This window comes from Streptomyces sp. NPDC001604 (assembly GCF_042893475.1).
In the GTDB taxonomy this organism is placed as follows: Bacteria; Actinomycetota; Actinomycetes; order Streptomycetales; family Streptomycetaceae; genus Streptomyces.
Genome location: NZ_JBIAUY010000001.1, coordinates 725,300 through 737,780 on the forward strand (window position 1 = coordinate 725,300; position 12,481 = coordinate 737,780).

The 12,481-nt window shown below is 64.2% G+C and carries 12 protein-coding genes, 1 tRNA gene and 1 pseudogene; 6 read left to right on the forward strand and 8 right to left on the reverse strand.

The features are described 5' to 3' along the window. Nucleotides 1–144 precede the first annotated feature (144 nt). Complete coding sequence (locus tag ACFY1E_RS03325; RefSeq protein WP_389070793.1) at nt 145–1,098, forward strand: ATP-binding cassette domain-containing protein; 954 nt, start codon at nt 145–147, stop codon at nt 1,096–1,098. A 34-nt stretch (nt 1,099–1,132) separates the two neighbouring features. Here the strand turns inward: ACFY1E_RS03325 and ACFY1E_RS03330 are convergent, their stop codons facing one another. From ACFY1E_RS03330 to ACFY1E_RS03360, 7 genes are all read right to left on the reverse strand, one after another. Continuing rightward, nucleotides 1,133–1,810 (reverse strand): hypothetical protein, encoded by a 678-nt coding sequence (locus ACFY1E_RS03330; RefSeq protein WP_389070796.1) that lies wholly within the window; start codon nt 1,808–1,810, stop codon nt 1,133–1,135. Continuing rightward, nucleotides 1,807–2,220 carry an acyl-CoA thioesterase gene (locus ACFY1E_RS03335; protein WP_389070799.1) on the reverse strand — a complete coding sequence of 138 codons (414 nt, stop codon included), beginning with the start codon at nt 2,218–2,220 and terminating at the stop codon, nt 1,807–1,809. The genes ACFY1E_RS03330 and ACFY1E_RS03335 overlap by 4 nt, the downstream gene beginning before the upstream one ends. A gap of 6 nt (nt 2,221–2,226) precedes the next feature. Then, nucleotides 2,227–3,891 (reverse strand): energy-dependent translational throttle protein EttA, encoded by a 1,665-nt coding sequence (gene ettA, locus ACFY1E_RS03340; protein ID WP_389070801.1) that lies wholly within the window; start codon nt 3,889–3,891, stop codon nt 2,227–2,229. 205 nt (nt 3,892–4,096) lie between these two features. Beyond that, nucleotides 4,097–4,411, reverse strand: coding sequence for a hypothetical protein (locus ACFY1E_RS03345; RefSeq protein ID WP_389070804.1), 315 nt, complete (start codon nt 4,409–4,411; stop codon nt 4,097–4,099). Nucleotides 4,412–4,585: 174 nt separating this feature from the next. After that, nucleotides 4,586–4,987, reverse strand: a complete 402-nt coding sequence (locus tag ACFY1E_RS03350; RefSeq protein ID WP_389070806.1) for a hypothetical protein — start codon at nt 4,985–4,987, stop codon at nt 4,586–4,588. A 281-nt stretch (nt 4,988–5,268) separates the two neighbouring features. Then, nucleotides 5,269–5,739 carry a DUF4231 domain-containing protein gene (locus ACFY1E_RS03355; protein WP_389070808.1) on the reverse strand — a complete coding sequence of 157 codons (471 nt, stop codon included), beginning with the start codon at nt 5,737–5,739 and terminating at the stop codon, nt 5,269–5,271. A 276-nt stretch (nt 5,740–6,015) separates the two neighbouring features. Then, complete coding sequence (locus tag ACFY1E_RS03360; protein WP_389070810.1) at nt 6,016–6,954, reverse strand: hypothetical protein; 939 nt, start codon at nt 6,952–6,954, stop codon at nt 6,016–6,018. Nucleotides 6,955–7,160: 206 nt separating this feature from the next. Between ACFY1E_RS03360 and ACFY1E_RS03365 the strand changes: the two genes are divergently transcribed. Next, nucleotides 7,161–7,245, forward strand: a tRNA-OTHER gene (locus ACFY1E_RS03365). Nucleotides 7,246–7,756: 511 nt separating this feature from the next. Here ACFY1E_RS03365 and ACFY1E_RS03370 read toward each other — a convergent pair. Next, nucleotides 7,757–8,383 (reverse strand): hypothetical protein, encoded by a 627-nt coding sequence (locus ACFY1E_RS03370; RefSeq protein WP_389070811.1) that lies wholly within the window; start codon nt 8,381–8,383, stop codon nt 7,757–7,759. 411 nt (nt 8,384–8,794) lie between these two features. Between ACFY1E_RS03370 and ACFY1E_RS03375 the strand changes: the two genes are divergently transcribed. The 4 genes and pseudogenes from ACFY1E_RS03375 to ACFY1E_RS03390 all read left to right on the forward strand — a co-directional run bounded on the left by ACFY1E_RS03375 (nt 8,795) and on the right by ACFY1E_RS03390 (nt 12,284). Further along, a complete protein-coding gene (locus tag ACFY1E_RS03375) occupies nt 8,795–10,543 on the forward strand; it encodes an ATP-dependent endonuclease (protein WP_389070814.1) in 1,749 nt (582 codons plus the stop codon). 30 nt (nt 10,544–10,573) lie between these two features. After that, nucleotides 10,574–10,819, forward strand: a pseudogene (locus ACFY1E_RS03380) (replication initiator); the annotation flags it as partial. A gap of 2 nt (nt 10,820–10,821) precedes the next feature. Next, nucleotides 10,822–11,022, forward strand: a complete 201-nt coding sequence (locus ACFY1E_RS03385) for a helix-turn-helix transcriptional regulator (RefSeq protein ID WP_389070816.1) — start codon at nt 10,822–10,824, stop codon at nt 11,020–11,022. Beyond that, nucleotides 11,022–12,284: a tyrosine-type recombinase/integrase gene (locus ACFY1E_RS03390; protein WP_389070818.1), complete on the forward strand. Its 1,263-nt coding sequence runs from the start codon at nt 11,022–11,024 to the stop codon at nt 12,282–12,284. Before ACFY1E_RS03385 ends, ACFY1E_RS03390 begins: the two co-directional genes overlap by 1 nt. Nucleotides 12,285–12,481: the final 197 nt, after the last annotated feature.

Below are 12,481 nucleotides of genomic sequence, written 5' to 3' on the forward strand. Positions count from 1 at the left end.
CGTAGCTGCGGGCAATCGTGCCCCTCAGGGCGGCTCCCGCCCCAAAGAGAGCGGCACCCCGCAAGCGCGGGCAAGCGAAGCCCACTCCCACAGCAACCCCCACCCCGGGCCACTGTCGACCAAGCCGATGCCCAGGAGACCCCGATGCCCCCGGCAAATCCCACCCTCACCGACCTGGCAAACCGCGCCGCAGCCCAACGCAACCGCCCCACCTACGGCCACGACGCCCTCATCACCTGCGACCGCCTGGTCCGCATCTTCACCACGGACGGCACAGAGGTCCAAGCCCTCCAAGGCCTGGACCTCCTCGTCCACGAGGGCGAACTCATGGCCCTCGTAGGGGCATCCGGCAGCGGCAAATCCACCCTCATGAACATCCTCGCGGGCCTCGACACCCCCACCGCCGGCACCGCCCGCGTGGCCGGCCACAACCTCCTCACCATGACCGCGAAGGACCGCCTGGCCTACCGCCGCACCACCGTCGGCTTCGTCTGGCAGCAGACCTCCCGCAACCTCCTCCCCTACCTCACCGCGGCCCAGAACATCGCCCTCCCCATGCAGCTCGCGGGCACCCGCACAAAGCGCCGTCCGCACACCGAACGGGCCCTGGAACTCATGGAGTTGCTGGAGGTCTCCGACTGCCGCGACCGCCGCCCCCACCAGATGTCAGGCGGCCAGCAGCAACGCGTCGCCATCGCCGTGGCCCTCGCCAACAACCCGGCGGTCCTGCTCGCCGACGAACCCACCGGCGAACTCGACTCCCACACCGCGGAACAGGTCTTCGCCGCCTTCCGCACCGCGAACGAACGCCTGGGCACCACCATCGTCATCGTCACCCACGACCAGGCGGTCGCCGGCGAGGTCCGGCGCACGGTCGCCATCCGCGACGGCCGCACCTCCACGGAGGTCCTGCGCCGCAGCGAGGTCGACGAGGCCACCGGCCACGAGACGGTGGTCGCCCGCGAGTACGCGATGCTCGACCGCGCCGGCCGCCTCCAGCTCCCCGCCGAGTACACCGAGGCCCTGGGCATGCGCGACCGCGTGGCCCTGGAACTGGAGCCGGACCACATCGCCGTACGACCGGACGACAGCGAGTGATCACGCGGGCTGGCCGCCCGCCCTGCCCGGACGGCTACCGGACGCTGACGTCCAGCGCCCCAAGTCCCGCACGCCGTACGGCAATCGACCCGTACGGCGTACGCAGCCGCAGCCAGGCACCGGACGAGACCAACGCGAGGTCCCCGGCGTCCTGCGTGGACCGGAGGAACCCGAGCGACTGTGCCGCGTGCGCGGCCCGTACCGGAAGGTGGGTGTCGCCGACGGTCCGGGACCAGATCTCCCGTCCGATGCGGTCGAGCTCGGCGCGTGTGCGCAGCTCGGGCGCCAACTCCCCCGTACGGGAGCGGAATTCGGCGACGGCCGCGCCGACCATGGCCCGCAGTTCGTCGGGCGCGGGCAGCCCGGGCTCGGGCCGCCAGCCGCCGCGCGGCGGGAGGACGCCCGCCCAGGGCGGCCCGGTGACCGCCGCCGGAACGCCGGCCGTCGCCGCCGACTCGTCCACCGTCTCCAGGAGTTCACCGGCGGACACGGTCACGTCGAGCGTGACGTCGAGCCCGTTCTCGTACGGCTTGGCGAGCCGCACCGCGCGGATCGCCAGCACCTCGAAGGACGGCGGCCGCCCGAAGACGGCGAGCGCGGTCCCGGCGGCCTGCAGGCGCACCGCGGCACCGCGGTCGTAGTGGAGCAGCCGCGAGAGGAAGGCCGCGAGGTCCGCCGCCTCCCGCTCGTCGGCTAGGTGGAGCACCGTCATGCGGCGACGGCCTCCTCCTCGGCGTCGTCCCGGTACCCCTCGAGGAACTCCCGCTCCTCGGAGGTGATCCGGCGCGGCCGCTGCGTCTCGAAGTCGAACGGCACGACGACGGTCGAGGCCCGTACATAGACCAGGTCCTCGTCCTTCACCTCGTAGGTGACGGTGAAGGACGCGGCCCTGATCTCGGTGACCCACAGCTCGATGTCCACCGGGTCCGGCCGGTGCACGAGCTGCCGCTTGTAGTCGATCTCATGGCGCGCCACCACGGACCCCTGCTTGGACTCCTTGCCCCGAAGGGACAGGAAGTCGATGCGGGCCTCCTCCAGATACCGGAGGAAGATCGCGTTGTTGACATGGCCGTAGGCATCCATGTCCGACCAGCGCAGGGGGCAGCGGTAGATGTGACGCAAGATCGATCAGCCCCGGGTCAGCTTCTTGTAGGTGGCGCGGTGCGGACGCGCGGCGTCCGGTCCGAGCCGCTCGATCTTGTTCTTCTCGTACGACTCGAAGTTGCCCTCGAACCAGAACCACTTGGAGTCACCCTCGTAGGCGAGGATGTGCGTGGCGACGCGGTCCAGGAACCAGCGGTCGTGGGAGACGACCACGGCCGCACCCGGGAACTCGAGCAGCGCGTTCTCCAGCGAGCTGAGGGTCTCGACGTCGAGGTCGTTGGTCGGCTCGTCGAGGAGCAGCAGGTTGCCGCCCTGCTTGAGGGTGAGCGCCAGGTTGAGGCGGTTGCGCTCACCACCGGAGAGGACACCGGCGGGCTTCTGCTGGTCGGGGCCCTTGAAGCCGAAGGCGGACACGTACGCCCGGCTCGGCATCTCGACCTGGCCGACGTTGATGTAGTCGAGCTCGTCGCTGACGACGGCCCAGAGGGACTTCTTCGGGTCGATGTTCTCGCGGCTCTGGTCGACGTACGAGATCTTGACGGTCTCGCCGACCTTGATGGAGCCGGAGTCCGGGGTCTCCAGACCCTGGATCATCTTGAAGAGGGTGGTCTTGCCGGCGCCGTTCGGGCCGATGACACCGACGATGCCGTTACGCGGCAGGGTGAAGCTCAGGTCGTCGATGAGGAGCTTCTCGCCGAAGCCCTTGCTGAGGTTGTTGACCTCGACGACCACGTTGCCCAGACGCGGGCCCGGCGGGATCTGGATCTCCTCGAAGTCCAGCTTCCGCATCTTGTCGGCCTCGGCGGCCATCTCCTCGTAGCGGGCGAGACGCGCCTTGGACTTGGCCTGCCGCCCCTTGGCGTTCGACCGCACCCACTCGAGCTCTTCCTTGAGGCGCTTCTGCCGCTTGGCGTCCTTCTGCCCCTCGACCTTGAGACGGGTGGCCTTGGTCTCGAGGTACTTGGAGTAGTTGCCCTCGTAGCCGTGCAGCCGGCCGCGGTCGACCTCGCAGATCCAGCCGGCGACGTTGTCGAGGAAGTACCGGTCGTGGGTGACGGCGACGATGGTGCCCTCGTACTTGGCGAGGTGCTGCTCCAGCCAGTTCACCGACTCGGCGTCGAGGTGGTTGGTGGGCTCGTCGAGCAGCAGCAGGTCGGGGGCCTCCAGCAGCAGCTTGCAGAGCGCGACGCGGCGCTTCTCACCACCGGAGAGGTTGGTGACGGGCCAGTCGCCGGGGGGGCACCCCAGGGCGTCCATGGCCTGCTCGAGCTGGGCGTCGAGGTCCCACGCGTTGGCGTGGTCGAGCTCTTCCTGCAGCTTGCCCATCTCGTCGAGCAGCGCGTCGGAGTAGTCGGTGGCCATCAGCTCGGCGATCTCGTTGAACCGGTCGAGCTTGCCCTTGACCTCGGCGACGCCCTCCTGGACGTTCTCCAGGACGGTCTTGTCCTCGCTGAGCGGGGGCTCCTGGAGCAGGATGCCCACGGTGTAGCCGGGCGACAGGAACGCGTCACCGTTCGACGGCTGCTCCAGTCCCGCCATGATCTTCAGGATGGTCGACTTACCGGCACCGTTCGGGCCGACCACACCGATCTTCGCGCCGGGCAGGAAGTTCAGCGAAACGTCGTCAAGGATGACCTTGTCGCCGATTGCCTTGCGCGTCTTGCGCATGGTGTAGATGTACTCAGCCAAGAGAAACCGTCCGGCAGCTTGAAATCTGGCAGTGGGCAGATACACCCCATCTTGCCTGACCGCCACCCCTGGGGGGAAACGCGTATGGTCGGGCGGCTCTGACCTGCGACTCCTCCGTCACCCGATCCGGCACGTCTGTCACTGTCGGTCGGCCTTGAGTAGCCTCGGGCGCCGTCGCACGGCCCAGAGACGGCCCAGAAAACGATCACTCGGCAGACATCCGCCACTCATCCAGCCGCACCCTGACCTGGCGGTTGTGGGCGTGCCAGAAGACCTCCCCCTCGACGGAGGCCCCGAGGGCAGGCAGCTCCATTCCCAGCGGCATGGCGGTGATCTCAGCCAGCGCCACGGCAGCGGGCACACCGTCTATGCGTATGAAGACGCCGAAGGGTTGGCGACCGATGACCTCTCCAGTGACGCGGGTCCCGACCGGCAGAGCTGCGACGGTTGCCGCCCAGCTCCCGAGAACTACGTCTGCGGCCGGCAGGTCGGGACCCGTGGGCCACGCGTACTCGTCCATCGAGAGATCATGACGTAGCGATGGGCCTGGGGCTTAGAAGGCACACTGTTACAGTAGTTCCCCGCAGGAGTGCCGCTGACCTGGGCCTACGTGCGGCTTGACGGTACCTTGCTTGCCGACTTCGACACGCATTCGACACCGTGACTGCGGGCCGTGCGGGCTCCCCACGTGCGGCTACAGGTCTTCGAAGGCGTCTTCGCCGGGCCGCCAGGTCATCCAGGAGTGATCATCGAAACCGTTGAGCGTCGCGATCTCTGGACCGACGAGTTCGCTCTCGGCAGGGTGCAACTCGATGCAGCTGGTCCCGAAGTCGACCTTGACCCCGATGCCCGTCTTTTCGTGGGTGGCGGTCACACTTTGGGAGATGAGTCCACGTAGCGCGTCGGTCCAGCCGGTCTCCGTCGGCGAGAACCGTTGTCCAGACAGTGTGACGGTGGGCAGTACGTCGCATGTGAGCACGGGCATGTCGTCGGTCGGGCCGTCGAACCGGAGTTGGACATAGTCCAAGACGAATTGCACCGAGTACAGCCGGAACCCGACGAGGCGGTTGAGTAGGTAGTTCAGCTCATATGCCACGGCAGGGAGTCTAGGGGGAAGGCAGGAACGCCCGGCCCGTAACGACGGCGGTGTGGGGTGGCCATGGTGCGCAGCTCACCGGCGCATCTCAACTGCGGCGAACCGTGCTTGACCGTGCTTGACCGCGCGGCCGGCACGGCTCTGGCACGCGATCTCTTCGTCCCGAAGCAACGTGAGCGGGGTGCGGCCTTGGGTTGGTGTGGTTCTCACCTGCGCTGATGGTCCGTAGCCGTTCGCTCTCGTCCGCCGTTGTTCGTCGACGTTGTCACGCAGTTAGACACTCACATGGTGCTGCTGCTTGTGCTTGGGGTCGCAGGGCGGGGGAGGCGCTGAGACCAGGTGCCTGTCTCCTCTGCGCAGATATTTTCGACGCGTGCGGCAAGAATTCCTGGCGCGGCGGCCGGGTCGCTGTACTCGTCCAAGGCTTGGTTGTAGCGAACCACCTCCGTTTCAATCTGCAGATTCGCCCGGCTAAAACGAATGCAGTCTCCTTTCGGATCGAAGACATGGCGCGTCCCTGTAAGTAGGGATGTAAGGGATCCTAGAAGCGCAACAACCCAGTTGTCAGCCTTGATTGCGACGGCGAAGGGCACCCCCGCAGCTAGAACCAGGATCGCCAGATCCAGCAGCCTGGCTCTCCAGCGGGAACTGCGCATGTTCTGCTGATACCACGTTCCGCGCGCGATCACACTTGGCGGAACATTGGGCCACTTGACCTTGGCCAGGTCCTCCCACCAGGCTTGTGATCCCAACGAGTGCTACCTCTCGAACGCCACTCAGGAGCCGGGCGGCTAACGTTCGGCTCAGCTTGAAATACACCAGAGCGAAAACCGCATGTCTCCACAACACGCGGTCGTGCTCACTCTGTCGGTGTAACCCATCGATGCGGTACTGCGTTGCCGCACTGCAACGGCTCCGGAGGGCGCTTAGGGCCTGCGAAATAGTGCTGGTCAAGGCCGCGCCTGCAACTGGCTGAGCACAGTCTGTCCACGAATGGTCCACGGCGCTCTGCCGGACAGTGCCTGCTCTCAAGCGGGTTCGGTCATACCGGTCGGCGTTGTCCCGGGGGCGGCAGGTTCAGATGCCGTGCTGACCGCACCGCTTTCTTCTGCATCTGTTGGCGAAACGGTGAGCTGAGGTAGAGCGGATGCCAGAACGGTGGACTCCAATTCTCCGGACACGACAGCCTGGATCAAGACGTCGTTCGCCTCGCGCGCCTTCTGTTGTCCCCGCATGATAAGAAACCAAGCGCATGGGATCAGTAGAAGTACTTCAAGGGTGGTCTTAGCTGCGATGGTGCTCAAGAGTGCCGATGAGCTGAAGCCGACATTCACCCTAAAATCTGCCTCTGCAGCTGCTCGGTCGTAAGTACCGTAAAGATCAATGTTCCCGGCCTGCAGCCGAATGGAAAGTTGATCGAGTTCGTCGCCAAAACGCCCCAGCGCGGAATAGATATCCGCTCTCCTGCCTCCGACGCGACGAATATAAATAGCTAGATCAATTAGGGCTGAACGTGAGGCGCTGGTTCCCCATTCTGGCCTGCGAACTGCAGTCATGGATTCATTTGGTTGAATGATGGAATCTAGTTCTGCGGTGCCCCGGCTCGTTTCTGGCATCTCGGTCCACCTCAACATGCGTGGGTCGTCAAGCTGGCCAGACAAAGGGTTACCCAGAATTTTCTGGTACAGACTCCATCGCCATTCAGAGAATCGAAACCAGTGGACGATAGAGCGCGCGCGAATTTCGAGAAGACAACCAATTAGATATGCGGCGAAACTGGCGGCTGCGAGTGTGGCTGTGGCTCCCACCGCCGTGCTGAGCTGGTACGCGCTTTTCCATATCCCCTGCGCATTACTTCTCTTGGGGATATGATCAGAGAAGCCAATCCAAAAGGTGATCATCCAAATGTATCCGGCCGCCAACGGGGCGCGAATTTCCCGGATTCCTGGCAGGAGGTTCGCAAGCATGCCTAGTAGCTTGCCCCGGGCCTGAGGATGCGCGGGCGGTTTTTGGGCAACCTAGGTCGGCGGAGCATCAATGACTCAGTCAAGCCCCGGGGTGGGGGGTGGGGCGACGGGATCCGGTATGAGATCGATCCGAGCTGGTGCCCTGCGGCGTCACTCCCTCGAAAAAGAGATGGGCTCGCCGGCCTCTGAGTCGGTACGATCCGCCTGGCCATGAGTCGTTTAGCGGCCCAAGACGTCGCGCTCGGGTTCGCCCCGACGCGGAAACCCCGGTTCGAATCCGGGCCGTGGCCACCCTCGACACCGTCCCGCTCGGCCCGTGCTCGATGCGAACTACGGGCGGGGCGGTCGCTGAGGTCTCCGCACGTGCTCAGGTAGCCGTTCACGGGCTACTACGGTCGGTAGTGGTCGGCGTGGTTGCTGTACTTCTCTGCTGTACCGCCAAGGTCTGGTCTCGATTGTCAGTGCGGACGCGTACTCTCAGCGGCGCGTGGTCGGCACCCGGGGGTATCCGGCCCGTGGACCTAACCGGCGACGCGGGCTCTGTTGATGGCCAAGAGTGAGACCTGACAGCGCCGACCACGCACCTCGGATGCATGGGCACGCGAGCGGTGGAGTCTCAACGTGCGAGTCAAGTGCCGCCACCGGGCGATCAGTAGCCGGTCTACTGATCACCGCTCTCGCCGACCAGCGAGACTGAAGAAGCCCACGGCTCTGACCAGTTCGGATGCCGTGGGCTTCTGTCGTTGTCGGTCGGCGTCGGGTGGCCTCGCACGGCCCAGAGACGGCCCAGCGCTGGGACTGCTCACTCAAGCCGTTGGGCCGCCACCCGCAGCTGTTCACTGTGGAGCCACGTGAAGGTGCGGTCAGGTTCGAGGTGGGCGTCTCCCCAGTGGATGACGTGGATGCCGTTCTCTGGGTCGGCCGTGAAGAACAGACAGACGAGCTTCGTAGAAGCGCCCAACGCCTCGAAGGTCTCGTGCAGTTCCTCGTACTCCTCTGTCGTGAGCTCGTCGTCGAGAGGGAAGAGCCCGTCTTGCGGCTCCGGCCCGTGGCTGAGAAGCATCCGACGGCGAGTGGGGGAAGCGTTGGCTGCCAACCGAGCACGTTCGAGAGGCTTGGGCCGGTCAGCGTACTTGAAGGGGAAGAGCGCGTGGTCGTTGATGACGGCGTACTCGTACCCGCGCACGTCTCGCACGGCTTCGTCTAGCTCACGAGCCGTATCCGCGAGGTTCTCGCGCACTGCCTCGGCTAGGGTGACGCCGTAAGGGCTGCGCTTCTTCAGCCTCGCGGTGAGGTGAACGGCATGAGCCCGCGCGTGAGCCCTGGCGAGTTGTTCCGGGATCGCTTCGACGAGCCTGCCGGCATGCCGCCCGAACCGCTCTACGGCCCAGTCCGACGGCCCGCCGCTGTTACTACCCAGCACCGGCATGCAGAGTCCCCCTCCCCGAGACATCCCGTCCTAACTGTGTGACACGTACATGAAGCATCAACAAGGGCGCGGATCCGGCCATGCGGCGCGAAGGGGCCTGCGGGTGCACTGGACAAGCTTGGATTGAGGGCTTAGCAGGGGCTTCGCGCGATTCCACGCAACCGGGCTCTGACCTGGGCAGTCGCTCGACTCGGCGACCGCTTGCCTGCCGACTTTGACACGCATTCGACTCGGCCTCGTGAGATCTGAGGGCCGCCCTCAGCAGCCGATCTACTGATCACGGCTCACCGGAGCAACGCCCGTCTAACGTCTCCCCCTGAGTCGAGTGGGGGCAGGGCGGCGCCATAGCCGTCATGCCGCAGATTCGTCCAAACCGCTGCCCTGGCCGGTGCAGGAAACTACAGTGGATGAGTGCTTAAGAAACTTCGCCTGCATCACTTCAAAGGCTTCGCTGATTTCGAAATTCACTTTGGTCAACAAGCGGTGCTCGTTGGTCCAAATAATGCTGGCAAGAGCACCATCATTTCGGCACTTCGCCTTGCGGCCGAAGAAGTTTCTTTCGCGCGACGCAGGAATTGTCGAGATCGTTTCAATCTAGATGGAAACAGGTGGGCTCTCGGACATCAGCTCTCAAGTGGAATCGGTAATCCCTCCGGATTTGTGGGGGAAAACATCCGGCATGAGTTCCGGGAGTCGGAAACGCGACTGGAGCTGACGTTCAGTTCTGGTGCTTCACTTAAATCAATTTGGCCTGTGCACGAGTTTCCATTTTTCTGCCTGGCCAATGGTGATGGGTCGATTGTAAGTACTACCGCTGGTGCCCGATCCGTGACACCGTCAATCGGCGTGGTTCCTACATTGACCCCCCTCCAGCACCGGGAGCCTATTCTTACCGAGAGATATGTAAAGGAAAGTCAGACCACGCGCCTGTCGAGTAGTCACTTCAGGAACCAATTGTATTATCTCAAGAGGGAAGATGCGGACGCGTATTTTGATTTGACATCCTTCATTCTGGATAATACGCCAGAGATCCAGGATCTCAGCATTGAAGCTAGCTCGGCGGGCGACACTGCTGAGCTTGACCTGTACTTCACCGAGACTGCTACAAGATCTGTCAAAGAACTGTTTTGGGCTGGCGATGGCCTGCAAATTTGGCTTCAGGTTTTGCTTCACCTCTACCGGCATAGGACGGCAAAGACTCTCGTCCTGGATGAGCCGGACGTCTTCTTGCATCCAGATCTGCAGCGCAGACTAGTAAATGTTCTAGAGGAAAGAAATCAGCAGTGGATTCTAGCCACGCACGCGCCTGAGATCCTCGCTGAAGCTCCGCGAGACTCGGTAATCCTCGTAGACAGGACCCGCAGCCGCGCTAGACACCTCCGCGACTCAAAATCTCTGGAACATGCCAGCCAGTCGCTAGGGACAGGCTTCAACCTGGGCCTTGCGCGAGCTTTGAGATCAAAGGTGGCCCTCTTTGTGGAGGGGCAAGACATGAAGGTCATAAGAAACGTAGCGCGCAAGGTTGGGGCTAAGAGGCTTGCTGGGGAAAAGGGAGTGGCGGTGATCCCGCTCGGAGGCTTCGACAAGTGGGCCCAGGCTGGATCATTTGCCACGCTCAGCGACAGCTTGCTCGGCGATTCGGTAAAGGTGTACGTCATCTTGGACCGAGACAATCGGACGGAAAATCAAGTTTTCGATGTAACCAATGCGCTGTCGCATTCGGGGGTCCACTGCCATGTCTGGAAGAAGAAGGAGCTTGAGAGTTATTTTCTGATTCCGAGTGTTATTGCTCGGCTTTCGGGAGCTGAAGTGCAGGTGGTTCATGAGCTTCTGGATGAAGCTATTGAGGAACAGAAGGTCGATGCACAGGCGCAGTTCCTTTATCGTCGCACAACGGACCTTGTGAGCGCGAAAAATCACGCCATGGAAGTTACGCGCGCCGCTATTCCTGAATTCGAGACGTGGTGGAACGATCCTGAGGCGAGATCGGGTATGGTGCCCCCAAAGAAGACTCTTTCGTCCCTAAATAAGAAATTGACAGCGCAGGGATATAAAGCGGTTAACGTGCGTGGCATCTCAAACAATATGAGGGCTGAAGAGGTGACATCCGAGTTTAGGGAACTTCTCTTGGACGTCGAATCCGCTATTGCTGGATATTGAAATCTTGAGAGCAGCTGACAGGCGCAGTGAACGACCACCCTCGGCGCCCTCCGCCAGGCCCGCGCCGACTATCGCGCCGCCCAAGAACGTGACGTGCTCGGCCTGGACGACCGCGAGCCGGACACCGTCCTCGTGCTCGCCGACTGGCAATACGCCGGACACGGCCACACCCCCGGCGAGTCCGCCCTCGCCGCCTCCATCGCCCGCGACCTCCAACTCAATCGCGAAACCGCCCGTGAAGAGCTGCGCACGCTCGTCGACGAGAGGGAGGGGTGACCATGGCATCGGAGCTGCCGGACGGCTTCCTGACTCCTGACGACCTGGTCGTGATGTTCAAGCTCCCCAGCGTCGAGACGGTCTACCAATGGCGTCGCAAGCGCACCGGTCCCCGCTGCTTCCGCGTTGGCCGGCACCTCCGCTTCGACCCGGAAGACGTACGGGCCTGGGTCGACTCCCAGCGTGAGGGGGTCGCTGCCTGATGGCCGGACACATCCAAGACCGCTGGTACAAGACCGAGACCGGCCCGGATGGCAAGACCCGCAAGGTCAAGACCGAGCCTCATGGCACGGGCCTGCGCTACCGCGCCCGCTACGTCGCCCCGGACGGGACGGAGAAGTCGAAGGGCTTCCCCGACAAGCAAAAGCGGTTGGCCGACGCCTGGTTGACCAACATCGAAGCGGACATGGCGCGCGGGCAGTACATCGACCCACGGGCCGCCCGGATCACCTTCCGGGAGTACGCGGAAAAGTGGCTGGCCGCGCTTACGACTGACCTCACGAGCCGGGCCGCCGTGGAAGGCCGGTTGAGGCTTCACGCGCTGCCCTACCTCGGTACGCGCCCTGTGGGCTCCTTCCAGCCGGAGCACATCCGCGAGTGGAGCCGCCAGCTCGAAGGGGCGGTGTCGTCAGCCCAGTACCGACGCCTGATCTTCGACGCGGTCTCCTCGGTGCTCAACGCGGCCGTAGATGACCGTCTGCTGGCCTCGAACCCCTGCCGGGCGCGATCGGTTAAGGCACCCCGTCTCCTGCCGACACGCGTCCATCCGTGGTCCGCTGAGCAGGTATTCGGCGTCCGGGCTGGACTGCCCGACCGCTACCGGGCCACGGTCGACGTTGGCGCCGGGTGCGGCCTGCGACAGGGTGAGATCTTCGGGCTGGCCGTCGACAACATCGGTGACCTCGGCTGGCTCTACGTCCGCCAGCAGGTCAAGAAGGTCCGCGGGACGCTCGTCTTCGCCCCGCCCAAGCCCGGCAAGCTCCGTAACGTCCCACTCGACCCCGAGGTGTCGGCCGCGCTCGAAGAGAACATGAAGCTGTTTCCGCCTGTCGACGTCACCTTGCCGTGGCTCCGGCCGGACGGCCCGAAGGTCAAGCACCGGTTGGTCTTCACGAACGGCGTCGGCTCCGCCATCTGGAGCCAGGGGTTCAACGACCAGTCCTGGAAGCCCGCGTTGGCCTCCGCCGGGATAATCCCCGTCCCCGAGAAGGGACAGCGCTACGCGGCGGCTCGCGAGCACGGCATGCACGCGCTCCGGCACTTCTACGCCTCGGTCCTCCTGGACGCCGGAGAGAACATCAAGGCCCTGAGCCTCTACCTCGGCCACAGCGACCCAGGGTTCACGCTCCGCGTCTACACACACCTGATGCCGTCCAGCGAGACCCGGACCCGGAAAGCCATCTCCGCGATGTACCGGGCCGCCGGTCACGCTCACGACGGCCCACAGACGGCCCAAGCCGCCTGACACGGCCCCTCATCGGTGGGAAACCCGCTGGTGAGGGGCTATTTCATGCCCTCCGGCGGCAAGTAGCACCCCATCTTGCCTGACCGCCACCCCTGGGGGGAAACGCGTATGGCGGGGCGGCTCTGACCTGCGGTTTCGTTGTCGGCGGGGGCCGCTCGACTGTCACTGTCGGTCGCCACTGGTCGGCCTCGGGCACC